The sequence below is a fragment of the Nocardia sp. genome, assembly GCF_025465275.1.
Lineage (GTDB): Bacteria > Actinomycetota > Actinomycetes > Mycobacteriales > Mycobacteriaceae > Nocardia.
On record NZ_JAODNK010000058.1, the window covers coordinates 17,453 to 43,228 of the forward strand.

The window sequence follows — 25,776 nt, forward strand, 5'->3', positions numbered from 1 at the left end:
TTTCGCCTCGCGAGTTGTGCTCGTGAGGCATCGCCATGCGCGCTTCGGGGTGTTCACCCGGGGTGTGGATGACAAAGCAAACCAACCATTCTCGTTGTGTAGCAGGTCACATGCCTGGCGAAGGCTGTTCACCCAACACGCCCGAAGGTGGACGTCCAGCGACACGCCGGACCAATTTGATCCACAGTTGCGATTACCGAGAAATGGCCCACTACCTGGGTGTTGATGAACCCGGCTGATTGTTGTCCCCACGTTATACACAGGGGGTGCACAACGGTTGGTGAACAACACCCACTTTATCCACAGGTGTATCCACAGCTCGGTTTGGCGGGTGCCGTCCGGTCGCCTAGGTTCGCATCATTGTCGTGACCAAAGCCCCGGGGACGGCACGATTCCCGACACCCACCACCCGGCACCACCGGTTTGCCGATATCCACCGGTAGCGACGCGTCGCTGCCCGAAAGTGTCGGTGCACTGGCGTAGAACGGTGAGGGATGTGAATCCGGGCCGGACGAGAGAGGACGGTCGACATGGCAGTCGTCGACGATCGCGGCCACGAGGAACAGAGCCCCGGCTATCGCGAAGCACCTGGTGAGGATTTCGGCCGCCAGCCTCCGCACGATATGGCCGCCGAGCAGTCGGTCCTGGGCGGCATGCTGCTGTCCAAGGACGCCATTGCCGATGTCATCGAGGTCATCCGCCCCGGCGATTTCTACCGCCCCTCACACCAGGCCATCTACGACGCCATCCTGGATCTCTACGGCCGCGGCGAACCCGCCGACCCGGTGACGGTCTCCGCCACCCTCGACCGCCGAGGCGAACTCAAGCGCATCGGTGGCCCCCCTTATCTCGTCACCCTGACCCAAACGGTCCCCACCGCGGCCAATGCCGGCTACTACGCCGAAATCGTTGCGGAGAAGGCGATCCTGCGCCGCCTGGTCGAAGCCGGCACCCGCATCGTCCAGTACGGCTACGCCGGCGCCGACGGCCAGGACGTGGCCGAAGTCGTAGACCGCGCCCAAGCCGAACTCTACGAAGTCACCGAACGCCGCTCCAGCGAAGACTTCCTCCCCCTCGAGGAACTCCTCCAGCCCACCATGGACGAAATCGACTCCATAGCCAGCCGCGGCGGCATCTCCCTCGGCGTCCCAACAGGTTTCACCGAACTCGACGAATTGACGAACGGCCTGCACCCCGGCCAGATGATCATCGTCGCGGCCCGACCTGGTGTTGGTAAGGCGCTGGCGCTGGAAACTCCGCTGCCGACGCCTACCGGCTGGACCACTATGGGTGAGGTCTCGGTCGGCGACGAGCTATTGGACGCCGACGGTCTCCCCACCCGCGTGGTGGCCGCTACCGAAATCATGACCGGCCGACCTTGCTACGAGGTCGAATTCTCCGACGGCGCAGTCATAGTCGCCGACGAGCAGCATCAATGGCTGACAGAGACGCGAGCCTCTCGGCGGTCTGCACAGCAGGCCACCACGGGCTACAACCGCTATCAGAATCAGCGGACTTTCGCGCAGATCCGCACTACCGCAGAGATCGAGGCGACGCTCCGGTGCGCCACCGCGGACCGCCGTATCAACCACTCCGTCGTCAATACCGAACCTCTGCAACTGCCCGAGCGTGATCTGCTGGTACCGCCCTACACCCTCGGTGCATGGCTCGGCGATGGAACCTCCGCCGCGGCCCAGCTGACAACAGCCGACCCCGAGATTCTCAGCCGCATCGAAGACGAAGGCATCATCACGGTGCATTCGGAATCAGCAGCTCTGCGCTATTCCCTGCAGCTGCCTGCCGAGGGCCCCGTTCCACCGCGCAACTGCGTTGTATGCGGCATCGAGTTCGTTCCCTTCACAAGCGAAGTCCGCACCTGCGGACAATCCTGTGGCGGCAAGGCGCGTTTCGTCTCCGCGCCGGTGCCCGCACCAGCCTGCTCCGTGTGCGGCGGGCCGTCGATCGGCCTTCGTATGTGCCAAAACTGCCGCAACACTGTGGGTTCGGTGCAGGCTCGGCTGCGCACGATCGGTGTTCTCAACAACAAGCACATCCCGGTTGATTACTTGCGCGCGTCCGAGACGCAGCGTCGGGCACTGCTGGCCGGCCTGCTCGACACTGACGGCACGGTCACCAAGGGTGGCTCCGTCCAGTTCGCGGTGACCAGTGAGCGGCTCGTCCGTGGTGTCGAAGAACTGATCGTGAGCCTCGGCTACCGCTGCCAGCTCTCGACGAAGCGGGTTCGCGGCCGCACCGAACAGTCGTCGACGGCGTACACGCTGACCTTCGCGACCGAGGACGAGGTTTTCGGCCTGAGCCGAAAAGAACTGCTACACAAGAAACGCCGGGGTGCGAACAACACTGCCCGTTCCGGTTCGCGCTTCATCGTGGATATCCGCCCAGTTGCCAGCGTCCCGGTCCGCTGCGTGGAGGTCGACAACACCGATCACCTCTACCTCGCCGGCCGCGCAATGGTTCCGACGCACAACTCCACGCTCGGAATGGATTTCATGCGGAGTTGCTCGATCAAGCACGGCTTGGCGAGCGTTATTTTCTCTCTGGAAATGAGCCGCACGGAAATCGTCATGCGTCTCCTATCGGCGGAGGCGAAAATCAAACTCGCCGATATGCGTTCGGGTCGCATGAGCGATGACGACTGGACCAGACTGGCCCGCCGAATGAGCGAAATCAGCGAAGCTCCCCTATTCGTGGACGATTCGCCGAACCTCACCATGATGGAGATCCGCGCGAAGGCTCGCCGCCTCAAGCAGCGCAACGACATCCGCCTCATCGTGGTCGACTACCTGCAGCTCATGAGCTCGGGCAAGAAGGTCGAATCGCGCCAGCAAGAAGTCTCGGAATTCTCCCGAAGCCTTAAGCTAATGGCGAAGGAATTGGAAGTTCCGGTTATTGCCATCAGCCAGTTGAACCGTGGTCCAGAACAGCGAACCGATAAGCGACCAATGGTTTCCGACCTTCGTGAATCGGGCTCGCTCGAACAGGATGCGGACATGGTTATCCTATTGCATCGCCCTGATGCATTCGAAAGAGATGACCCTCGCGGCGGCGAAGCAGACCTCATTGTCGGTAAACACCGAAATGGTCCGACTGCCACTATTACCGTGGCACATCAGCTGCATCTCAGCCGGTTCGTCGACATGGCCCGAGGCTGATCGAAATACGTGGTTGTTCCCGCAACCACACAGAGCGTCTTTCAGCGGCACAGGCCCTACACAGCCTGTGGCGCTGAGACACCCGCTGTTCCGTCCACCGCAACTGCGGGTCCGCTCCCCGACATGCCGAGCCTGGCCTCGGTCGTGGGCCGACATCAGGGAAGACATGTCCGAATGTGACAGGGAATCGTCATTGCGGACATGCTGCGGGTTCGCGAGGATCAGGGGTATGTCCACTCCGCATCGCATTGTTATCGCGGTCTTTCCTGATGTCGATCTGCTCGATGTCACTGGCCCAGCTGAGGTGTTTGCGCTGGCCAACAGTGAGAGTGGGGGGCGGGAGCTGTATGAGGTTCGGTTGGCTGGGCCGGTTGCGGGGGCTGTTCGGACTTCGGCGGGGGTTCGGCTGCTGACTGATTTGGCGTTCGATGAGGTTGGTGAGCGGGTGGACACCATGTTGGTTCCGGGAGCTGTTGATCTGACCGAGCATGGGCCCGTTGCTCGGATAGATGCCGACGTTGTGGAGTGGGTGCGGGTTACTGCGCCGCACGCTCGGCGGGTGGCTTCGGTGTGCGTGGGTGCGCATGTGCTCGCGGCGGCGGGGTTGCTGGATGGGAAGACGGCGACGACGCATTGGTCGACGGCGGCCCAGCTTGCTTTCGAGCATCCGGCGGTGACGGTGGATCCGGATCCGATTTTTGTGCGGACCGATCGTGGGCGGTTGTGGACGGGGGCGGGGATCAGTGCCTGTTTGGATTTGGCGCTGGCGCTGGTCGCGGAGGATCACGGGGAGGAGTTGGCGTTGGGGGTGGCCAGGCAGCTGGTGATGTACCTCAAGCGGCAGGGCGGGCAGAGTCAGTTCTCGGTGCCGATGAGCCGGCCTGCTTCTACTCGGCGGGATATCGATGAACTGCGGCTGTGGATCGCCGAGCATCTCGACGAAGACTTGTCCGCGCCTGTGCTGGCTGCTCGAATGTGCTTGAGCGAGCGGCACTTTGCGCGGGTGTTCAAGCAGGAGACCGGTACCTCGTCCACCAACTATGTGGAAGCGGCGCGGGTGGAGACTGCGCGCCGACTTCTGGAAAGCACCGACCTTCCGCTGGATCAGGTTGCGGCGGTTGCGGGTTTCGGCGCTGCCGAGACGCTGCATCGCGCCTTCCAGCGACAACTTGCCACCACCCCGGCCGCCTATCGCCGTCGCTTCCGAACCCAGCCCGCCTGAAATTCCCTGTCCCACCGAACATCCCGCATACACATGCGCGATGTGGCTTTGCTGTACCCGATTTCCCTATGAGAGGACCCCTGATGAGCACAACCAACCCGTCGACGACCCTGCGTGATGTGATCGGCCTGGACAATCAGCCGCCGCGGCTGAGCGAGTCGGCATTGATCCTGATCGATTACCAGAACACCTATCGCACCGGCGTCATGGCCCTGGAGGGCGCCGAGGAGGCGCTCGCGGCGGGCGCTCGACTACTGGAACGCGCTCGGGCCGCGGGCATTCCGGTTATCCACGTCCTCAACGACGGTGGTGTGGACACCCCGTACGACATTCGCGCGCAGATCGGAGCAATCAGCGACGAGGTTGCCCCGCTGCCCGGTGAACCGGTGGTGGTCAAGGAGTTCCCCGACTCGTTCCACTCGACCGAACTGCAGAAAGTGCTGCAGGACTTGGGCATTGCCCCGGACGGCGACCTCCTGCTGGCCGGTTTCATGACCCATATGTGCGTCACATTCACCGCCCAGGGCGCGTTCAATCTCGGTTACCGGCCGACCGTCGTCGCCGAGACCACGGCGACGCGCGCGCTCGCCGCGCCGGGTGGCAGTGTCCTGCCTGCCGCTGCCCTGCAGGCGGCAAGCCTGACAACGATCACCGACCTGTTCGGCACGGTGGTCCCGACAGTCGATGCCCTCCCGAACTGACGGTGGTCAGCCGATATTGGCGGAGAGATCGGGGATCATTCGGTAGGCCTCGTCCTGCCAGTTGTTCCAGGCGTGGATGCCGTATTCGGGGAAGGAGTAGCTGATATTGGCGGCGCCGAGGGTGGCCATGCGGACCTGGAAGGCTCGGGTGTTGGCCAGGGCCAGGGCTTCCAGGGCCATACCGTTCACGGTGCCCATATTGGGACCGTCGTTGGCGGTGGGGCGCCCGCTGGCCGCGGCGACGTAGACGCGGGTGTTGTTGGCGACCAGCTGCGGGGCGAAGACGAAGGGATCCATGCGGAGCCATTGCGGACCCCAGGGCGGAGCCATGGAGTCGACGTTGTAGCCGCCGGCGTCGATCATGGCCAGGCGGATGGCTTCGCGCATGCCGGGGGCGGAGATATTGAGGTAGCCCGAGTACGAGCCGGCGAAGCTGAATTGGTCGGGGTGGTAGGCGGCGAGCGTGAGCGCGGCGCTGCCACCCATCGACAGGCCGAAGACGCCATTGCGATTGGGATTGAAGCCCAGCCGATCTCGCAGTGCCGAGCGCAGGTCCTGGGTCAGGAAGGTTTCCCAGGTGTAGCGGTAGCTCTTACCGGGCCCACCCGAAAGTGCGTCGGTGGCACCGGATCCGGTGTTCGCCGAGCCGGTTCCCGCTGGTATGCCCAAGAATTCGCTGGGTGCGTTCCAGTCGGTGTAAAAGCTGGACTGGCCACCGACCGGCATGACCACATTGATATTCCAGCTCGCCAGGGTTTCGGCGACATTCGTCTCGATCTCCCAGCCGTTGAGGCCTTCACCGGCGCGCATACCGTCGAGTGCGTAGACGACACGGTTGGTATTGCCGTCCGCGGCACGCAGCACGCGGGTCTTGATGGGCCCCATGGTGGGTGAGTCGACCCAGAAGTCGAAGGCGGCCGGATTGAATGCCGCCGAGGCCTTCGCACCGCCGAGGGCGACCATCCCCAGGGGTACGACCAGGGCCAATGCCACCATCAGCACCGCCCGCCGGAGCCAGCCCCGGGTGGACTCGGACGAATTCGATGTACGGCGCAGCGATCTCAACGATCGGTTCCTCTCGTTCGAGCGGTCACAGCCCCGCAGGACCATCCGGAACGGTCCCCGAACCGGATACGAACGGGCGTGAGAACAGCGGCAGTTGCTGTCCTCACGCCTGTTCGAAGTACCTATCGCTCACGAACGAGAAGTCGTTGCTAGAAAATAGCCACAAATAATGTGATGCGGCACACGTCTCGCCGATTGCCGCCGGCGCTCAATGTGCGCGAAGCATGCGACCCGCAGCTTCGACGGCCGGCGTGGAACTGCCTGCGTCGTTGATGAATACGGCAAAGGCGAGATCGCCGGAGATCCCGACGAACCAGCCGTGCGCATGTTTGTCATCGATGAATTCGGCGGTACCGGTCTTGCCGAGCAGACCCGGAATATCAGCCAGCTGAGTCGCGGTCCCGGCGGTAATCGTCTCTCGCATCATGGTTTTCACCTGATCCGCAATCGTCGGCGGCAGCGCGGGCGGCACCTTGCCGGGAACTCCGGGACGCCCCTGGACGAGTGCCGGGTTCGGCGGCGACCCGTGAGCCAGCGCGGCGGCGACCATGGCCATACCGAACGGACTCGCGGTGACCTGACCCTGACCGATGCCTTCTTCGACGCGCAGGGCGGCGGTGTCGGCATTGGGAACCTTGCCGGTCACGGTGGTCAGGGCGGGCGTCGTGTAATCGACGCCCAGGCCGAGTTGCATAGCCGCATTGGTGAGCGCATCGGGAGCGAGATTCACTGCCAGCCGGCCCATGGTGGTGTTGCAGGATTTGGCGAAGGCGGTGTGCAGCGGGACCTGCCCGAGGTCGAAGTTGTTGTCATTGGGAATCTGCCGGCCTTCGATGTTCTCGGTACCGGGGCAGGCGAGCACGGTGTCCGGGGTGACCGCGCCGGATTGCAGCGCCGCCGAAACGGTGACCGTCTTGAAGGTCGACCCCGGCGGGTAGAGCCCGGTGAGCGCGAGCGGGCCCTGATCGTCGGCCGGGCCGTTCTGGGCGATGGCCAGCACGTTTCCGGTGGACGGTTGCAGCGCCACGATCGCCGCGGCCTGCGGGATCGGGACCAGCGCCGCCTCGGCGGCACGCTGCAGCGCCGGGTCCAGCGTGGTGTGAATATCGGTGACGGCCTTGGCGTCCTGTCCGCCGACGCGCTGGGTGCTGCCGTCGGTGCCACGAGCCCGAACGGCCCAGCCGGCGGCGGCATCGGCATCCTGCTGCCAGAGATCGGAGAGCCCGGACCACACCGGGGAGGAGAGGGATTTATCAGTGGTGAGCAGGCGCGTCTGCGGCGCCAGCGTGACATTCGGCAGTGCGGCGAGAGCATCCTGAATGGGCGCGATATCCGCCGGTCGCAGGGTCACGGCCGTAATCGGTTTACCCTGCGCACCAGCCAGTTCCGAGGTCAGCGAGGCGGCGGTGACATCGGGGGCCGCCGCGTGCAGCAGTCCGGCCACCGCGGCGGTATCCGCGCCGGGCGCAATATTCACCAGCGTGACGATCTGCTGACTCATGAATTCGCCGCCGGTGCTGTCGAGCACGCGCGCCGCGGGCGCCGGGTCGACGGAGCCGTAGGACAGCGGCCCGATATCGAGCCCGGGTGCCACGGTGGCCGGGTTCCAGTGCACCTTCCAGCCGTCACCGGTGTTGTCGAGTTTGCCGGTGGTGGAGTAGGTCCACTCGTCGTGCCCGTCCTTGCCGAGTTTCCAGTCCGCCGCGAGCGTGAAGGTGCCCCCGCCGTCCGCCTCCGCGACATTGCCGACCTGGAATTTCACCTGTTTGCCGAGTGCGTCGTAGAGCCCGCCGAGGCTATCGGTGGCCTGTTTCGCATCGGTGGTGGCGCCGGCCGCGGCGGCGACGTCGTCGCGGGTGAGCGCGTCGGCGAAACCGTTCGCCGCCTGCTTCATTCGATCGGCCGTCGAGTCGCCGCTGGAGCAGGCCGTCAGGGCCAGTCCCGATGCGACAACCATTCCGAGGAGTCTGGTTCCCGTCCGCATCGTCTCGACGCTACCCGCCGCAGGAGGCTACCCCGCCGCGACGGGCGGAGCTAGGGTCGCGGGGTGGGTTTCGAGGTGCGGGTGGACAGTGCGGGCGCGGTCGGGATCGTCAAGGCCGCAGTGGGGTTCGGGTGGAGTTGGGATCCGACGGACGTCCGTAGTTTCGCGCGCCGGGTGGGCTGGCAGACGCCGGAACCGGTGGGAACCATGCGACGCGGTGCGGTCTTCTCGCGGACCGGGCTGCGGGTGTGGTGGGACTCGGCCATGTTCTGGGGCAGCGGGCGGCGGCTGCAATATGTGCGGGTGCCGGTGTCCGATTGCCCGGCGCCGGACGGACTCGGCAGCCGGGAATTGCTCGCCGAGGCCTTGATCCGGGTGCGCGATGCCATTACGGAGGTGCTGGGCGAACCCGAGCACGGCGCGGGACCGGAGGAGGGACCGGCGTGGATCCTGCCGAATCTGGTGGTGGGACTGGGCCTCGGCCCCGACACCGTGGACCTCATGCTGGTGAACCCCGTGGATCAGCGGTTCTGGATGGACCGGCGGCACGACGGCGCCCGGCGGCGCACCGCGATGGGTGGGTGGGGCCGGCTCTCGGAAGACCTTGCCGGATATCTGGAGACGCTGCCGACCGATGCGCGAGTGGTCGTCACCGCGGCCGGCGGCCGGTACGTGCAGTTCGCGGTCGAGGAGCGCGAGCTGACCAGCGAGCTGAGCCGCAGTGAATTCATCGACCCCACTTGGCGATACGGCAATGATGTCGGGAAATTGCTTGTGGCACAGGGCTGGTCGCCCACCGAGGATGCGAACTGGTGGCGCAAGCTCCCCCGAAATGCCGGTCGCACCGCGGTGAGTCATTTTGCCGCCGGCACCGTCGAGGCGCTCCGCACGCTGGAGGTGCAGGCGGTCACGGATCTGGTGGTCGATGCCTGGGTGGAGGGCGGCGAGGATCTGGACCTGGCGGCACTGGGAATTCCACCGCATCCGACCTCCCGATCGCAGCGCGCCGAATTCCTGCGCAGCAATGCCCCGTACGGTTTCGATATCGGCCCACTGCGCGTGGATGTCCCCAGCGGAATCGATATCGCCCGTGCCGCAAGGGAATTCGTCTGGACCTGGACACGCGCGGATATCGACGATTTCGCCGAACGGTTCGGCTGGCAACTGGAGGGCGAGCCCGGCCCGGCGGACCGCGTGGTGTGGGTCAAGACCGAGCTGCGCATCGACGGCGCCCGAGCCCGATTCTGTTGCGACGGTGACCGTTTGGAGTCGGTCTGCATCACCCTCAGCGACAGTATCGAATCGCAGCTGTACGAGGAGGGCCCGCCCGCCGAGGTGCGCGAGCAATTGACGGCGGCCGTAACCCGCGCCGTCGACGGCCTGCGCACCGAGTTGGGTGCGCCCGTGCACGGCACGCTCTGGCACGCGCACGGCCCGGTCTGGTCGACCCGGCGGCTCGCGCTCGGGGTGGTGGCGGCGGTCGATACCGTCGAGCTCTACCTGGTGAATCCCGCGGAGCGCGAACGGCAATTGATCCTCGAACAGCAGCAGACAGCGCGCCGTGCCGCCGAGCGCGAGTGGCGGCAGTTCTTCGACGATCTGTCGGCCATAGTCGCCGATCTAGCAGAGACTGCCGAGGTGACCATCGATGCCGGTGATCGCGGCTGCACGACCTTCCTTCGGGATGCGGACGGCGTGCGGGTCACCCTGGATGCGGAGGCGGGCCTCGGCCTGCATCCGCGCACGACCGAACTCATGCGCACCAACGGCTGGCAGCGTCCCGCGACCGGCCGCCCGGTCTGGCGGCACGGCCTCTACCGGCCCGCGCTCTTCCGGGATTTCCGCCGTTTCGTGGAGTTCGCGCTCTGGCCGCTGCGCACCCGTATGGGCCCGTACACCGTGCTGCGGGTGCACGCGCAGGGCGAAGAGCATGCCCTGCGCACCCCGTCGACGGGCGCGACCGGCTTCTGACCGGACCCCTAGAGTCGAGAGATGACCGAGATCGATGATGTCCTTGTCACCCGGGCCGGATACGACGCCGTCGCCGAGCTCTACACCAATCTGGTCGAGCGCCAACTGGATTCGAATCCATTCGATCGAGCCATGCTCGACATTTTCGCCGCGTTGGTGGCCGAAACCGAGCCCGGTATGGTCGCGGAGGTCGGGTGCGGTCCGGGCCGGGTGTCCGCTTATCTGAAGGCCGCGGGCCTCAATGTCTTCGGAATCGATCTGTCCCCCGAAATGATCCGCCAGGCACAGGCCGCCCATCCCGATATCCACTTCGAGGAGGGCTCGATGGAGCAGATGGGCCTGGACGACGCGGTGTTGAGCGGAATCGTGGCCTGGTACTCGATCATTCACACACCGCCGGAGCGGGTGCCCACCGTGCTGACCGAGTTCGCGCGCGTCCTGCGCCCGGAGGGCCATGTCCTGTTCGGCTTCCAGGCGCCCGAGCAAACACAGGGTGTGGAGGCCTTCGATCACAAGGTCGCGCCCGGATACCGCTGGGCCCCGGATACATTGGCGGAGGCGCTGGAACAGGCCGGCTTCCGGGTGACGGCCCGAATGCTGCGCGCACCGCGGCCCGATGATCGCGGCCCGCAGGGCTACGTGCTCGCCGTCCGGAACTGACCGCCGCTCCGGCCGGAATAGAAATCCACCGCTCCGGCTTGCGAAGACCCATGGGTATGAAAGCGATCAGTCAGCGAATCCTCGGTGGTCCGGAAGTGCTGGAGACGGTGGAGGTCGAAAAGCCGCGCCCAGGCCCCGGCCAGGTCCTCGTCCGGGTGGCCGCCACCTCGGTGAACGCGGCCGATTGGAAGCTGCGCGCGGGCATTGTCACCAAGCTGGGCGCACCACCGTTCACCCTGGGACTCGATGTCTCCGGCGTGGTCGAGGAGATCGGCCCGGACGTCACGGCGTTCGCGCCCGGCGACGAGGTGTACGGCGCGGTGTTGAGCCGCAACGGGGCCTACGCTGAATATGTGGTCACCCCAGCGGATTTCCTGGCTCCCAAGCCCGCGACGCTCGATCACGTCCATGCCGCCGCCCTGCCGACCGCGGTGCTCACAGCCTGGCAAGCGCTGACCGAAGTCGAAGCGGGACAACGGGTTCTGGTGCATGCGGCGGCGGGCGGCGTGGGCCATCTGGCGGTGCAGATCGCCAAGGCGCGGGGCGCGTACGTGATCGGCACCGCCCGTGCGGCCAATCACGAATACCTCCTCGAACTCGGTGCTGACGAGGTAATCGACTACACGACAACCGATTTCACCACGATCGCCGCCGTCGACTGGGTCGTCGACCTGGTCGGCGGTGATTACACCGAACGCTCACTGAAGGTGTTGCACCCCACCGGCCGCCTGATCGATGCCCAGGGCGAGGTACCGCTGGACGATCCCCGCTATCACCGCCACTACTTCACCCCCTCCGGCACGGATCTGCGCGCGGTGGCGGCGCTGGTCGATCGCGGGCAGTTGCACAGCACGGTCGAGCGCGTCATGCCGCTCGCCGACGTGGCCGCCGCGCACGAGCTGAGCGCCTCCGGGCGGGTGCGCGGGAAGATCGTACTGGTGCCCTGGGCGGCCGCCTGACCGCAGATTCCTGGCCATCGGGACCATTTGGTGCTTCCCCGCGTCGCTGCGCTTACCGTCGAGCAGAGGCGATAGCAGGGAGTAATGGTGGAGTACTGGGACGAAGAAGTCGATGTGCTGGTCGCCGGTTCCGGCGGCGGTGTGGCCGGGGCCTATACGGCCGCGCGCGAGGGTCTGACGGTGACGCTGGTGGAGGCCACCGACAAATTCGGTGGTACCACGTCGTATTCGGGTGGCGGCGGAATGTGGTTCCCCTGCAATCCGGTGCTGCGGCGGGCTGGTGTCGACGACACGCTCGAGGATGCGCTCACCTACTACCGCGCGGTGGTCGGCGATCGCACTCCGGCCGAGCTGCAGGAAGCGTATGTGCGCGGCGGTTCGGCGGCGATCGAATACTTCGAGAGCGATGAGAGCATCTCGTTCCAGATGTTCCCGTGGCCGGACTATTTCGGCAAAGCGCCCAAGGCGCGGCTGGATGGCAAGCGGCACATCATTCCCACTCCGCTGCGCGCGAGCGAACTGGGTGAGCTGAGCGAATCGATCCGCGGACCCCTCGCCACCGACCGGCACGGCGATCCGCAGCCGGACTACCTCATCGGCGGCCGGGCCCTGGTCGGGCGGTTCCTGCTGGCAATGGCCAAGTACCCCAATGTTTCACTGCAGCTGCACACCGCGCTGGTGGAGCTGGTGGTCGAAGGCGGTGCGGTGGTCGGCGCCATCGTCGAGCGCGAAGGCAATCGGATCGCGATCCGCACCCGCAAGGGAGTGCTACTGGCGGCGGGCGGTTTCGAGGGCAATGACGCGCTGCGCCAGCGCTACGGGGTGCCCGGGGTGGCCCGGGACACCATGGGGCCGTGGGGAAATGTCGGCAAGGCGCACGAGGCGGGCATTGCCGTCGGCGCGGATACCGATCTCATGGATCAGGCGTGGTGGTCGCCGGGCCTGATCCACCCGGACGGCCGCGCGGCATTCGCGCTGTGGTTCACCGGCGGCATTTTCGTGAATCAGGCCGGGGTTCGGTTCGTCAACGAGTCCGCGCCGTACGACCGGCTGGGCCGCGACATCATCGACCGGATGAACGACGGTTCGGTGGAGTTGCCCTTCTGGATGATCTACGACGACACCGAGGGTGCGGTGCCGCCGATCAAGGCCAGCAATGTGCCGATGGTGGAGACCGAGAAGTACGTCGAGGCGGGCCTCTGGCACACCGCCGACACGCTGGAGGAACTGGCCGCGAAGATCGGTGTGGCGGCGGATGCGCTCACTGCGAGCGTGGCCCGCTTCAATGAGCAGGCCGCCGCCGGTGTGGATGCCGACTTCGGGCGCGGCGACGAAGCCTACGACCGCGCCTTCTCCAACGGCGAGTCGCCGCTCGCGCCCATTGTGAAGGGACCGTTCCACGCGGCCGCCTTCGGCATTTCCGATCTGGGCACCAAAGGCGGGTTGCGCACCGACACGGTGGGGCGCGTCCTGAACGAATCCGGCGAAACCATCCCCGGGCTGTATGCGGCGGGCAACACCATGGCCGCGCCGAGTGGCACCACCTACCCGGGCGGTGGCAACCCGATCGGCGCATCGGTACTGTTCAGCCACCTCGCGGCACTAGATATGGCGGCCCGCTAGAGTCGATCCATGAGCCCGGTCGGCGAGGCAGCATCGAGCGCATTATTACGGGCGCGGTACGACGTGGTCGTGGTCGGCGGTGGCCACAATGGTTTGGTGGCCGCCGCCTATCTGGCACGGGCCGGACGCTCGGTACTGGTGGTGGAGCGTGCGGATCACACCGGCGGTGCGGCGGTGTCCGCGCGGGTTTTCCCCGGTGTGGATGCGCGCCTGTCCCGGTACTCGTATCTGGTGAGTCTGCTGCCGCAGCAGATCGTGCGAGATCTGGGGCTGCACTTCGAGACTCGGCGTCGCCGCATCTCCTCCTACACTCCGGTCGGTGCGGGCGGGCTGTTGGTGGACAACGGGTCCGAAGCGGGGACTCGGGAGAGTTTCGCGCGGATCACCGGTTCGGATCGGGATTTCCTTGCCTGGCAACGGTTCTACGCGCAGACCGCCGAACTCGCCCGGCGTGTCTTTCCCACCTTGACGTCGCCGCTGCCGACGCGGGACGAAATGTGCCGCACCGTAGACGATTCCGCGCTCTGGGAGGCGATTTTCGAACGCCCCCTGGGTGAATGGGTCGAAGCGACCTTCGCCGACGACACCGTGCGCGGCGTGGTCCTCACCGATGCGCTGATCGGCACCTTCACACACGCACACGATCCATCGCTGCTGCAGAACCGCTGCTTCCTCTATCACGTGATCGGCGGCGGCACCGGCGACTGGGACGTGCCGGTCGGCGGCATGGGCGCACTGACGGACGCGCTCGCGGCAGCCGCCCGCGCCGCCGGGGCGGAGATCATGACCGGTTGTGCGGTCACCGGTATCGAAACCGATGGCAGCACAGCGCAGGTGGACTTCAGCACGGCTCGCGGCGATACCGGCACGGTCGTGGCCGAACGGGTGCTGGCAAATGCAGCGCCGTACGAACTCGCCAGGCTGCTCGGCGAGACCGCGGAACGCCCGGAGGGCTCCCAGCTCAAGATCAATATGCTGCTGCGCCGGCTACCGCGCCTGCGGGACACCGGGGTCGATCCCGCCGCCGCCTTCGCGGGCACCTTCCACATCGCCGAATCCGGCTCCCAGCTCGAACGGGCCTATCGCGAGGCCGCCGCCGGCCAGCTGCCCTCCGCCCCACCTGCCGAGATCTACTGCCACACCCTGACCGATCCCTCGATCCTCTCCCCCGAGCTGCTGGCGCAGGGCATGCACACCCTCACGCTCTTCGGTTTGCACACCCCTGCAAGGCTTTTCGCCGCCGACCCGGACGGAACCAAAGCCGCGCTCGTCGATGCCACACTCGCCCAACTGGATTCGGTCCTCGCCGAACCCATTCGCGATTGCCTGGCCCTCGACGCCGACGGCCGCCCCTGCCTGGAGGCGAAGTCCCCGATCGATCTGGAACGCGATATCGGCCTCCCCGGCGGCCACATCTTCCACCGAGACCTCGAATTCCCCTATCTCCCAGACGAATCGGATAATTCCGCTGCCGCCCGCTGGGGCGTCGCCACCGCACACCGGAATATCCTGCTGTGCGGCGCGGGTGCAGTCCGCGGTGGTGGTGTCAGCGGCATCGGCGGCCACAATGCCGCCATGGCGGTACTCGAATCCGACAACTGACGCTGCGAAATCACCGCTCTTCGCGGTGCTCGGCATCCCACTTCGCACGGGCCTCGCCTACGGCGTCCATATGGTCGCGCGACCAGTCGGCCAGATCGGCGGCCACCCCGGCCAGGCTGTAGCCGAGATCGGTGAGCCGGTACTCGACCTGCGGCGGAATGGTGGGATACGCGGTGCGCTCGAGGAACCCGTCGCGCCCCAGCCGCTTGGTGGTGAGGGTGAGCATGCGCTGGGATATGCCAGGAATCGCACGCTGCAATTCGCTGAACCGCCGTGTGCCCTTGTGCAGTTCGACCAGCACCAGCACCGTCCACTTGTCACCCAGCCGGTCCAGGGTGTCGCGGATGCCGCAGTTGTCGTCACCACACGGACCCTCCGAGATAGGGTCCGCGACCTGCGCGGTAACACCGGTGTTCGTGAGTGACAGCAAAGTGCCTTCTTCCGGAGTCGGCGCGGGCGTCGGATGCTCGAGCATGTCTTTACATATTTCGATGTATTTCACGATCTGTGCAACGCAAGGAGTGTCCCAATGATTCTGGTGACGGGTGTTTCCGGCAGTCTGGGTGGTTTGGTACTGGCAGGTCTGCGCGCGCAGACCGATCTGGAGGTGGTGGCGGGCAGCAGCTCCGGTGACGGCACAACCGCCCGCCGCTTGGATTTCGACGATCCCGCCACCCTCGCCGACGGTTTCCGCGGCGCGGATGTGCTGGTCTTCGTCTCGGCCGGATACGCCGAGGACGATGTGGTGCTGGCCCGCCACGGCGCGGTCGTGGACGCGGCCACCGCCGCGGGGGTGCGGCACGTGATCTACTCCAGCCTGGCCGGTTCGGCGAGCTCGGCCACCATTGCCGTCCCGCACCGATGGACCGAATCGCGGCTGGCCGCCGCACCTTTCGAAGTGACGGTGCTGCGCAACGGCCTGTACACGGAGGTTCCGGTCGGCCTGGCGCTAGCTGCCGCCGAATCCACCGCCGAGACAGGTGTTTTCGCCGCGGCCTTCGGCGACGGCCGGATCTCGGTGGTCGCCCGGGAGGATCTGGCCGATATCGCGGTACGCGTGGCCGCCGAAGCGGATCGGGACCTGCGCAACGGATCTCGCAACCGGCACGCCGGGCGCACCTATGAACTCGAGGGTGTGGACTCGCTCAGCGGCGCAGATATCGCCGAGGCGCTCGGCGAGGCACTGGGCCGCCCGGTCCGGTACCAGGACATTTCCCTGACCGAGGTGCGCAATGGATTGAGCGGCAGCGGTTTGCAGCCCTATCAGATCGGCCACACCCTCTCGCTCTTCTCCAATCTGAAGGCCGGGTTCCTGCACGGCACCGGCGGCGATCTGCGCACGCTGCTCCCGGCGGCTCCGCGCCGCGTGCACGATCAGATCGCCGCCGCCGTCACGCTCCCCGCGACCATCGGAAACTGAAGCAGCTCAATGGTTCTGGGCGTTCTCGGCGCACACGTCGGCGCAGCAGCGGATGAAATCGCGGACCATGGTATTGCTCTCGGAGGCGGCGGGCCACGCCACCGCCACCCGGCTGGGGCCGATCCCGCGGACCGGTCGGTAGACGATGCCGGGGCGCGGATAGTAGCGGGCCGAGGAAGCCGGAGTGAAACTGACGCCGAAACCATTGGCGATGGCGGTGAGCCATTCATCGGTATTGCGCGCGATGGCCCCGATGACGGCGGTGCCGGCGGGCCGGGCGTCCACACCGATCCAGAAGTCGCGCCACCAGCCATTTTCCGGTGGGGACGCGACAAACGGTTCATCCCACAGGTCGCGGAATTCGATCTCCTCGGACGCGGCGAGGGGATGGTCGGCGGGCAGCGCCAGCCAGCGGGGTTCGGTGAAGAGCTCGTGCCTGCGGTAGTTGTCGTGGCCGGGGAACGGCAGCCGGACCAGCGCGGCATCGACCTCGCCCTCGGCCAGACCGGCGCTGGGGTCGGTCCAGCCGAACTGCCGCATATCGACCCGCCAGCCCGGATGCGCGCGCCGAAAGGCGGCGACGATCTCCGGTGTGAATTCGTTTGCGGCACTGGCGATGAAGCCGACCCGCAGCACCTTGCCGGCCCGGCTGGCGCCGCTCTTGGTGGCATGCAGCATGTGCTCCCAGTCGGCCAGCAGCACCGGCGCGTGTTCGGCGAAAACGCGGCCGGGCTCGGTGAGGGTCATACCGGTGCGGGTGCGGACGAACAATTGCACGCCGAGCTGTTGCTCCAGCTGTTTGATCTGTTTGGTCACCGCGGGCTGGGACACGTACAACCGCTGGGCAGCCCGGGTGACATGCCCTTCCTCGGCGACGGCGACGAAGTAGCGCAGCAGCCGCGTGTCGATGTCCATACCCCAAGGTTATGGCTAGGAGGTGCGGCGTCCGTCGCCCGCCTGCTGGCCCATGATGTCGGTGCAGCACCGAATGAAGTAGCGCACAATGGGATCCGCCTCGGAGGCGTCCGGCCAGACCACCGCGACCCGGGTCTGGGCGATGCCGTGCACCGGCCGGAACACCACGCCCGGATAGGGATTGGTGCGGGAGGTGGAGGCGGGTGTGAAGCTGACGCCGTACCCGCTGGCAATGGCCCGCAGCCATTCGTCGGTATTGCGGGCGATGGCGCCGATGATGGCGGTGTCCGCGGGACGGGAGTCCAGGCCCATCCAATAGTCACGCCACCAGCCGGTTTCCGCGGGCGAGGCGACATAGGGCTCATCCCATAACTCCCGGAAGGCGATATCGTCGCGTTCGGCGAGCGGATGATTGTCCGGCAGTGCGATCCAGCGCGGTTCGGTGAACAGTTCCCGCACGTGATACCCGTCCTGGCCAGGGAAGGGTAGTCGGAGCAGGGCGACATCCACATCGCCCTCGTCCAGTCCGGCGGTGGGGTCGGTCCAGCCACCCTGGTGAATATCGACCTGCCAGTCCGGATGCAGCCGGTGGAAGACCTGGATGATCTCCGGAATGTGCGCATCGGCCGCGCTGTTCACGCAGCCCAGCCGCAGGACGCGGGCCGCGCGACTGGCATCACTCTTGGTATCGCGCAGAATGCGATCCCAGGCGCCCAGCAGTTCGGGTACCTGTGCGGCCAGCACTTTTCCGGCGGCGGTCAGCGTCCAGCCGGCCCGGGAGCGGATGAAAAGTTCCACTCCCATCTGCTGTTCCAGCTGTTTGATCTGGGTGGCGAGCGCAGGCTGCGCGACATGCAGGCGCTGCGCCGCCAGCGGAGGGGACTCGGTCTCCGCGACCGCCAGGAAGTAACGCAGCAGTCGCGTGTCGATATCCATCAGCGTCTATTTTGCAGTGTCTAATTTGCCTCCGCTCCGCTCCGGCCGATTCGCGGCCCTGAAAGTCTCATTCTTCCCTCCTCCGCTCCTCCGCTTCGCTCCCCCGCTCCGTCAGTCCAGAATGAGACGGGCCGCGAATCACCAGGGGGTTTGAGGGGACGGTTGTTAGGGCTGATTCACCCGAAAGTCGAGATCGTCACAGTCCGCGAGGGCCACTCGAGAGGTCACGAGGATCACACCCTGGCGAGGGTCTCGGAGTCGGATATCTCCGGGACCACCGACGGGACGCGCGCAAAACCCATTGCGGCACCGACCGGTTGGTTGCTTGCGCGCTAGGGTGAATTTGCCACAAAGTTGCTGTTCCGCGGGCGCTGATTCGGCCACCGAGCGAGGCAGGAGGCGTGTGAACCCGACCGAACCCGAACACCATCAACCGCAGCACCGGCTCACCCCGGCCCCGCGCCCGATGAGCGGCCGCCTCTACGGGGTGACCCGGCGCGCCGCCGGATCCGTGGACCGCTGGCTGCGCCGCGTCAGCGCCAGTCCCCTGGACCCGGCCGAGGACGCACCCCAGCCCGTAGAGCCGCCCGTCTCCGCGGATCTGCTCGATCTGCTGCGGCATCTCGGCGTCGCTCTCATCTCTTCGGGCGAGACCACCAATCAGGTGCAGCGCATCCTCGACGATATGGCCCGGCGCTACGACGTCGACGAGGTGCACTTCTTCGTCCTGCCCACCGGAATCTTCGTGCGCGTGCACGACTCCCGGGGCACGGCCGTCGACCTGCTCGAGGCCAATGGGGAATCCCTGCGCCTGGATCAGATCGCGGCGCTGTACAAGCTGATCGACGAAATCAAACGCACCGTGCCGCCGCCCGCCCACGCCACTCTCGAACTCGCGAAGATCCTCGCCTCGCCGCCGCCCACGCCGGTATGGCTCATGCTGCTCGGCAATGTGGTGCTGACGACGGGCCTGGGCCTCATGCTCAATCCGACGGCCAATGCCCTGCCCGGATACATCGTCATAGGGCTGGTGGTGCAGTTGCTGATCATGCTCGCCGACCGGATGCCGCTGCTCTCGCTGGGCCTGCCGGTGGTCGCCGGCGCCTCGGTCACCCTGCTGGCCTTCGGTTTTCCGCATGCGATCGGCGGCGGTAATCCGCAGCAGCTGCTGGTGCCGGGCGTCTCCTCGCTGCTGCCGGGCGCGACGCTCACCAATGGTTCCATCGAACTGGCCACCGGATCGATGGTGGCGGGCGCCAGTCGCACCATCTACGGCCTGAACAAGCTGATCCTGCTGGCGTTCGGTGTTCTCATCGGCCTGCAATTGCTAGGACCGAACCCGTCGCTCACCCCCGAGACCATGCATCAATTGGGCTGGTGGGCACCGTTTCTCGGCGTGCTGCTGATCGGAATCGGGCATTCGTGGCGGGCCAGCGCGCCGCCGAAATCGCTGCCCTGGCTGCTGGTGGTGCTGTACGCGGCCTTCCTGGCGCAGAAGTTCGGGGTGCAGATCGGCGGCGGCCTGCTCGGTTCGTTCCTGGGCGGCATGGTGGCGGTGCCCGCCGCATATCTGGTGCAGCGCAATCGGAATGCGCCGCCCACGCAGGTGGCGTTCCTGCCCGCCTTCTGGATGCTGGTGCCCGGCGGCATCGGTCTCACCGGAGTGTCACAGCTGGTGGCCGAATCCGATGCGAACGGGCTGCACGTGCTGGTCACCACCACGCTCACGGTGCTGGCCATCGCCATGGGCGTACTGGTCGGCTCCGGTCTGGCCACCAGGCGGCCGCCGCAGATCTCGCCGATGGTGGAACAGTTCCTCGGCCCGGACAGCGGGAAGCATTCAGCGGACCGTCGAGAGCCCTGAGTCCGGATCGATCAGCCACAGCAGCCAGTGCGGTGCGAGCAGGGCCGCGAATTCGTCATAGCCGGGCGCATCGGGGTGATAGCCGTCGACGGCGGCGACCTCACGCATCCAGACGGGGTTGTCCCGCAACGGCTGATGCACCCGCAGATAGGGGACGCCGACACTGTCGCAGAGTGCGGCGAAGCGGGCGTCGAGCGCCCGGAGCCGGTCGTTGTGGTCCTCGTCGACATTCGGCGGCGGTGCGACGACCAGTGCCGTCCAGCCCTTTTCCCGGGTTCTGCGCAGCACGGCCGCGAGATTGGCCACAGAATCATCGGGATCGACGCGTGGGCGGCCGTTCTCGTACTGGCTGTCATTGACACCCGTGGAGATCACCACCCGGCAGTCCGCGCCGGCGGGGAGTCGCGGCGCGCACTCAGCTTCCCAGCGGGCGCGGAGCTCCGTGCTGTTTTCCCGGCGAATACCCAGGTTGTAGTAGGTGAGCGGCTGCCCGGCGGCAATGGCGCGGGCCGCGATACGGCCCGCCCAGCCCAAGCATTTCCGGTCGCCGACCCCCGCTACGAAAGATTCACCGATAAAGCAGACACGAAGATCGGATACCACAGGGCAATACTCGCACGCAGGGAAAACAGACACGCCGGGCGGGGATCGGCGGCGGCGTCGTGCCGCGACCGGCCCGCGACGGGTTACGGTAACCGGCGGATTGGAAAGTCGGCGAGGTCGCCGACGGCCGCAACCCACCCCGAGCCGACCATGGGACCACAGTCGTTCCCACGATCCGAAAGCGCGTATAGGACATGCGAGTCGACGGGCGGGACATTCCCGTCTCCGGCAGCCTGCTGCAGCCGCGGATCCGGCGGACCAGCGACATTCTGCGCGTCGTGCTGTCCGCGCTACTGACCGCTGTTGTCATTACCGGCTCGCTCATTACGCGGCCGCAGTGGGAGGCCCTGGAACGGTCGGTCTCCGACATCATCGGATTCCTGACGCCGGAACAGTCCAATCTGATCTATGTCGTGTACGGCATCGCGATTCTGGCGCTGCCACAGGCCATTCTGGTGCGCCTGGTGTGGGATCGCCAGTGGAAGCTGCTGGCGGGCTTCCTGTCCGCGGGTCTGATCGCCGTATTGCTGTTCTCCATCACCGGTACCGGGTTCACCGCGCCGCGCTGGCATCTGTCCGAAGCGCAGCAGGTCAATACGTTCCTCTCGCAGTTCCTCGACGATCCGCGCTGGATCGCCATGCTGGCGGCGGGGCTGACGGTGTCGAGCCCGTGGCTGCCGCCGACTTGGCGACGCTGGTGGTGGACACTGCTGCTGGCGTTCGTGCCGATTCACCTGGTGGTCAGTCTCGTGGTGCCCGCGCGGGCGCTGCTCGGCCTGGCCGTCGGCTGGCTGGTGGGTGCGGTCATCGTGCTCGTGGTGGGCACCCCGGCGCTGGAGGTCCCCCTCGATGCGGCCGTTCGGGTGCTGGCGCAGCGCGGTTTCCGGGTGACGGCGTTCAAGGTCGTGCGCCCCGCCGGGCGTGGTCCGCTGGTGCTGTCGGCCGCCAGCACACAGGTGGACCCGACACCGCACGAATCGGATACTGCGGCGAGCGGCGGATCGAAACCCAAGGCAGGCGGCGGATCGAAACCCAAAGCGGGCGAAGCGCTTGCCGCACTGGTCGACAAACCCCCCGACGGTCCCGCTCAAACGCTGACCGTCGAGCTGTACGGGCAGAATCAGCGCAGCCGCAGCGCATTACGGCAGCTGCGCCGCTGGCTCACGATTCGCAGCAGCGAATATCCGACCCTGTTCGCCTCGATGCGGCGTGCGGTGGAGCATCGGGCGCTCATGGGGATCGCCATCGGTGATCTGGGGCTGGGCAGCAATAAACCGCTCACGGTGGCGGCACTGGATCGCAAGTGGATGCTCTACGCGCACACCGTCCCTCGCGGCCGGCCGATGACCGCCGAGGACGGCGAGCCGATGCTCACCAAGGTGTGGCAGGCGCTCGACACCCTGCATCAGGCGCAGATCTCGCACGGTGATCTGCGGGCCGAGGATATTCGGATCGTCGAGGGGCAGGTCCGATTCGGCGGTTTCATGGCCTCCGAATTCGGCGCCTACCAGGTGCGCTTCGAATCGGATATCGCGCAGCTGCTGCTGTCCACCTCGGCGCTGTTCGGCACCGAGACCGCGGTGCGCACCGCCCTCACGGTCATGGGCACGCAACCGGTACTCAATGCCTCCAGACGTTTGAGCAAAACCGCGCTGCCGGAACAGGTTCGCAAGGCGGTACCGGATGCGGGCCAGCTCATGAAGGAGACCCGCGAGGAGGTGGCGTCGCAGACCGGCGAGGACAAGATCGAGGCCGCGAAGATCACCCGGTTCTCGCGCAATCAGATCATCCAGCTGGTGCTGCTCATCGGCCTGGTCTACGTGGCCTACCCATACATCAGCGCCTCGCCGACCTTCTTTTCCGAACTCCGCCAAGCTAATTGGGCCTGGGCCGCCCTGGGACTCACGGTGTCCGGGCTGACCTATATCGGTGCGGCGATGGCATTGTGGGCGTGCGCCTCCGAGGCGGTGAAGTTCAGCAAGCTGCTGCTCATGCAGATCGCGAATACCTTTGCCGCGACCACCACCCCGGCGGGTGTGGGTGGTCTCGCGCTGAGTGTGCGGTTCCTGCAGAAGGGCGGGCTCGGCGCGGTGCGCGCCACCGCGGCGGTCGCGCTGCAGCAGACGGTGCAGGTCATCACGCACCTGGTGCTGCTGGTGTTCTTCAGTGTGGCGGCGGGTGCTTCGACAAATCTGTCGCACTTCGTGCCGAGTGCGACGGTGCTGTATTTCGTGGCGGGCGCACTGCTCGGCCTGCTCGGCGTGACCATGTTCGTGCCGACGGTGCGGCGCTGGATTCGCACCGAGGTGCGGCCGCAGCTCAAGGAGGTTGTCGCGCAACTGGGCGATCTGGCGCGGCGGCCGGGGCGGCTGCTGATGATCGTGGGCGGTTCTGCGACAACAACTCTCGGCGGGGCGCTGGCGCTGTGGGCGAGCATCGAAGCGTTCGGCGGCAGTACCGGGTTCGTGACGGTCACCATCGTCACCATGATCGGTGGCACCCTGGCCTCCGCCGCCCCCACACCGGGCGGCGTCGGCGCGGTCGAGGCCGCCCTCATCGGTGGACTGGCGGCCTTCGGTGTCCCCGCCACCATCGCGGTCCCCGCCGTCCTGCTCTATCGGGTCCTCACCTGCTGGCTCCCGGTGTTCTGCGGCTGGCCGATCATGCGCTGGCTGACCGCCAACGACATGATCTAGCCGCCGCTGTGGATCCCGGCCAAAAGCACGCCGAGGATGACGGGGTGAGTTCTACTTGCGGAGTTCGACTTTCAGCACCTTGCCGCTGGCATTGCGGGGGAGTTCGGCGACGATGACGAGATCCTTGGGGTGCTTGTAGCGGGCCAGGGATTCGTTGAGGAACGGGGTGAGTTCCTCGAGGGTGAGGTCATCGACGCCTTCGACGAGTGCGACCACCGCGACCGGCACCTCGCCCCACTTCTCGTGCGCGCGGCCGATAACCGCGGCCTCGTGGATCTTCGGATGCGCGAAGAGCACGTTCTCCACCTCGGCGCAGTAGATGTTCTCACCGCCGGAGATGATCATGTCCTTCTTACGGTCGACCACGTAGATGAAGCCCTCGGGATCCTCCCGGACCAGGTCACCGGAGTGGAACCAGCCGCCGTGGAAGGCTTCCGCGGTCGCCTCGGGCTTGTTCCAGTAGCCCTGCATCATGGTCGGGCCGCGGTAGACGATCTCGCCGACCTCGCCGGGGGCGACATCGTTCATCTCGTCGTCGACCACGCGGGCCTGAATGGTGGGGATGGGCTTACCGACCGAACCGAGCTTGGTCAGCGCGTCCCTGCCTTCGAGCACGCAGGTGATGGGCGACATTTCGGTCTGACCGAAGACTGCCACGCTGAAGGCGTCCGGGAAGCAGTCGGACATGGCCTGCAGCACCGTATTCGAGGCGGGGGCCGCACCCCAGCAGAGCGAGCGCAGGGCGAGCTTGCGTTCCCGGACGGTCGGCTCCTCACAGATGAGCTGCCACTGCACCGGTACGCAGAACGCCGTGGTGGCCTGCTCGGCCTCGAGGGCGTCCAGATATTCGGTGGCATTGAACGCGCCCAGCGGATGCAGCACGGTCTTGCCGCCCAGCATGAAATACGGCGTGAGACTGCCCAATCCGGCGATGTGGAAGAGCGGAGAGGTACAGAAGCCGATGGACTCCGGCGTGATCTCCATGGCCCGGATGCAGGTGAGCGCCTGTGCGTTCAGGTTCGCATGCGACAGCACCGCACCCTTGGGGCTGCCGGTGGTGCCCGAGGTGTACATGATCAGCGCCGGGGTGTCCTCCGGGATATCCAGTGGCGCATGGGATTCGCCCGCCTCGGCGAGGAAATCGTCGTAGCCGACGGCGCTCTCGCTGCTCTGACCGTTGATGACAACACAGGTCGCCAGGTCCGGTGCCTGCGCCTGAACGGCGACCGCGAGCGGCTGCAGCAGCGAATCGGTGACGATCGCCTTCGCCCCGGAGTCGCCCACGATGTAGGCGACCTCCGGCGGGGTCAGCCGGAAGTTCACCGGTACCGCGATGGCGCCGATGGCATTGATGCCGATGACCGCCTCGAGGTACTCGGTGTAGTTCAGGGCGAGAAGAAGTACGCGATCGCCGAACCCGACCCCTCGACGGGCCAGCGCGTCGGCGAACCGCTCCGAGCGCTCGTGCAGCTGCAGCCAGGTGGTGTCCACACCCTTGAACCGGAAGGCGACATTCGCCGGTCGCATCGCGGCATGCGTGGCGATCTGGTTGACCCAGTGGTTGCGCCGCGACCGGATGGGCTCGTCGAGTGGCTGGAAACCTGTGGTCATGCCACGTACTCCTCTCGCACCGTCATGAGACGCCGCCGGCTGTTCCGGCGGCATCGACGGCTGATCGTTCGCGAGAATACCAACTAACTTTTCAGCGTGACAAGGGTTACAGAGAAGGTTCCGGCACTTTTTTGTCATCGTTTCAATCAGCAGATCAGGGCATGTGAACTGATCTCTGAGGCGGCGTAGACTGCACCGGGTTATCCCCAGGCTCTTGATGAAACCGGTGCCGTAATTGCAAACTCCGACTCACATCGGGGTTGAACCACCATATGCAACTATGCGAGTATCAAGCGGTTCGCGAGAGGCTAGAGAGGACAGCGCCGATGCTGCGTACCAGGTTCACCGAGACCTTCGGAGTCGAGCACCCGATCGTGCAGGGCGGCATGATGTGGGTCGGCCGCGCCGAGCTCGCCGCCGCCGTGTCCGAGGCGGGCGGTCTCGGCATCATCACCGCGCTCACCCAGCCCACGCCGGCGGATCTGCTGAAGGAGATCGAGAAGGCGCGGTCGCTGACCGATAAGCCGTTCGGCGTGAACGTGACGATCCTGCCGTCGATCAATCCGCCGCCGTACCAGGAGTACATGCAGGCGATCATCGATTCCGGCGTGAAGATCGTCGAGACCGCCGGCTCCAATCCCGAGCCCTTCCTGCCGTACTACAAGGAAGCCGGGATCAAGGTGCTGCACAAGTGCACCAGCGTCCGGCACGCCCTGAAGGCGCAGAAGATCGGCGTCGACGGCGTCAGCATCGACGGCTTCGAATGCGCCG

Annotated in this window: 19 protein-coding genes; 12 read left to right on the top strand and 7 right to left on the bottom strand. The window is 66.3% G+C overall.

The annotated features are described in order from the left end of the window. The first annotated feature begins 530 nt into the window (after window positions 1-530). The 3 genes from dnaB to JWN03_RS12820 all read left to right on the top strand — a co-directional run bounded on the left by dnaB (window position 531) and on the right by JWN03_RS12820 (window position 5,096). Entirely contained in the window at window positions 531-3,173 is a 2,643-nt protein-coding gene (gene dnaB, locus JWN03_RS12810; protein WP_297614019.1) for a replicative DNA helicase, read from the top strand. Window positions 3,174-3,402: 229 nt separating this feature from the next. Beyond that, window positions 3,403-4,395, top strand: coding sequence for a GlxA family transcriptional regulator (locus JWN03_RS12815; RefSeq protein ID WP_297614021.1), 993 nt, complete (start codon window positions 3,403-3,405; stop codon window positions 4,393-4,395). 83 nt (window positions 4,396-4,478) lie between these two features. Next, window positions 4,479-5,096, top strand: a complete 618-nt coding sequence (locus JWN03_RS12820) for a cysteine hydrolase family protein (protein ID WP_297614023.1) — start codon at window positions 4,479-4,481, stop codon at window positions 5,094-5,096. A gap of 6 nt (window positions 5,097-5,102) precedes the next feature. Here the strand turns inward: JWN03_RS12820 and JWN03_RS12825 are convergent, their stop codons facing one another. Next, entirely contained in the window at window positions 5,103-6,092 is a 990-nt protein-coding gene (locus JWN03_RS12825) for an alpha/beta hydrolase (protein ID WP_297614060.1), read from the bottom strand. Window positions 6,093-6,369: 277 nt separating this feature from the next. After that, window positions 6,370-8,118 carry a penicillin-binding transpeptidase domain-containing protein gene (locus JWN03_RS12830; protein WP_297614025.1) on the bottom strand — a complete coding sequence of 583 codons (1,749 nt, stop codon included), beginning with the start codon at window positions 8,116-8,118 and terminating at the stop codon, window positions 6,370-6,372. Window positions 8,119-8,208: 90 nt separating this feature from the next. Between JWN03_RS12830 and JWN03_RS12835 the strand changes: the two genes are divergently transcribed. The 5 genes from JWN03_RS12835 to JWN03_RS12855 all read left to right on the top strand — a co-directional run bounded on the left by JWN03_RS12835 (window position 8,209) and on the right by JWN03_RS12855 (window position 14,960). Beyond that, on the top strand, window positions 8,209-10,116 hold the full coding sequence (locus tag JWN03_RS12835) for a DUF6301 family protein (RefSeq protein WP_297614027.1): 1,908 nt from the start codon (window positions 8,209-8,211) through the stop codon (window positions 10,114-10,116). A 21-nt stretch (window positions 10,117-10,137) separates the two neighbouring features. Continuing rightward, the gene (locus JWN03_RS12840; protein WP_297614029.1) at window positions 10,138-10,776 is read left to right on the top strand and encodes a class I SAM-dependent methyltransferase; all 639 of its coding nucleotides are present in this window, start codon (window positions 10,138-10,140) and stop codon (window positions 10,774-10,776) included. 56 nt (window positions 10,777-10,832) lie between these two features. Further along, window positions 10,833-11,735 carry an NADP-dependent oxidoreductase gene (locus JWN03_RS12845; protein WP_297614031.1) on the top strand — a complete coding sequence of 301 codons (903 nt, stop codon included), beginning with the start codon at window positions 10,833-10,835 and terminating at the stop codon, window positions 11,733-11,735. A gap of 84 nt (window positions 11,736-11,819) precedes the next feature. After that, window positions 11,820-13,358, top strand: coding sequence for an FAD-binding protein (locus JWN03_RS12850; protein WP_297614033.1), 1,539 nt, complete (start codon window positions 11,820-11,822; stop codon window positions 13,356-13,358). Window positions 13,359-13,367: 9 nt separating this feature from the next. Then, a complete protein-coding gene (locus JWN03_RS12855) occupies window positions 13,368-14,960 on the top strand; it encodes a phytoene desaturase family protein (protein WP_297614035.1) in 1,593 nt (530 codons plus the stop codon). 10 nt (window positions 14,961-14,970) lie between these two features. Here JWN03_RS12855 and JWN03_RS12860 read toward each other — a convergent pair whose 3' ends face one another. Next, window positions 14,971-15,435 carry a winged helix-turn-helix transcriptional regulator gene (locus tag JWN03_RS12860; RefSeq protein ID WP_297614037.1) on the bottom strand — a complete coding sequence of 155 codons (465 nt, stop codon included), beginning with the start codon at window positions 15,433-15,435 and terminating at the stop codon, window positions 14,971-14,973. A 54-nt stretch (window positions 15,436-15,489) separates the two neighbouring features. Between JWN03_RS12860 and JWN03_RS12865 the strand changes: the two genes are divergently transcribed. Continuing rightward, complete coding sequence (locus JWN03_RS12865; protein ID WP_297614039.1) at window positions 15,490-16,380, top strand: NmrA family NAD(P)-binding protein; 891 nt, start codon at window positions 15,490-15,492, stop codon at window positions 16,378-16,380. A gap of 6 nt (window positions 16,381-16,386) precedes the next feature. On the opposite strand, the gene JWN03_RS12870 is transcribed toward JWN03_RS12865, so the two are convergent. Then, window positions 16,387-17,295 (bottom strand): LysR family transcriptional regulator, encoded by a 909-nt coding sequence (locus JWN03_RS12870; RefSeq protein ID WP_297614041.1) that lies wholly within the window; start codon window positions 17,293-17,295, stop codon window positions 16,387-16,389. 15 nt (window positions 17,296-17,310) lie between these two features. Beyond that, window positions 17,311-18,231: a LysR family transcriptional regulator gene (locus JWN03_RS12875; RefSeq protein WP_297614043.1), complete on the bottom strand. Its 921-nt coding sequence runs from the start codon at window positions 18,229-18,231 to the stop codon at window positions 17,311-17,313. Window positions 18,232-18,634: 403 nt separating this feature from the next. Between JWN03_RS12875 and JWN03_RS12880 the strand changes: the two genes are divergently transcribed. Next, window positions 18,635-20,095 (top strand): threonine/serine ThrE exporter family protein, encoded by a 1,461-nt coding sequence (locus JWN03_RS12880; protein ID WP_297614045.1) that lies wholly within the window; start codon window positions 18,635-18,637, stop codon window positions 20,093-20,095. Here JWN03_RS12880 and JWN03_RS12885 read toward each other — a convergent pair. Continuing rightward, window positions 20,072-20,698: a GDSL-type esterase/lipase family protein gene (locus tag JWN03_RS12885; RefSeq protein WP_297614047.1), complete on the bottom strand. Its 627-nt coding sequence runs from the start codon at window positions 20,696-20,698 to the stop codon at window positions 20,072-20,074. The genes JWN03_RS12880 and JWN03_RS12885 overlap by 24 nt on opposite strands. A gap of 194 nt (window positions 20,699-20,892) precedes the next feature. Between JWN03_RS12885 and JWN03_RS12890 the strand changes: the two genes are divergently transcribed. Continuing rightward, on the top strand, window positions 20,893-23,394 hold the full coding sequence (locus tag JWN03_RS12890) for a lysylphosphatidylglycerol synthase transmembrane domain-containing protein (RefSeq protein ID WP_297614049.1): 2,502 nt from the start codon (window positions 20,893-20,895) through the stop codon (window positions 23,392-23,394). Between the two features lie 51 nt (window positions 23,395-23,445). Here the strand turns inward: JWN03_RS12890 and fadD5 are convergent, their stop codons facing one another. Next, complete coding sequence (gene fadD5 / locus JWN03_RS12895) at window positions 23,446-25,005, bottom strand: fatty-acid--CoA ligase FadD5 (RefSeq protein ID WP_297614051.1); 1,560 nt, start codon at window positions 25,003-25,005, stop codon at window positions 23,446-23,448. A gap of 326 nt (window positions 25,006-25,331) precedes the next feature. On the opposite strand from fadD5, the gene JWN03_RS12900 reads away from it, so the two are divergent. Continuing rightward, window positions 25,332-25,776 (top strand): NAD(P)H-dependent flavin oxidoreductase (locus JWN03_RS12900; RefSeq protein ID WP_297614053.1); only part of this gene is annotated, 445 nt, incomplete at its 3' end.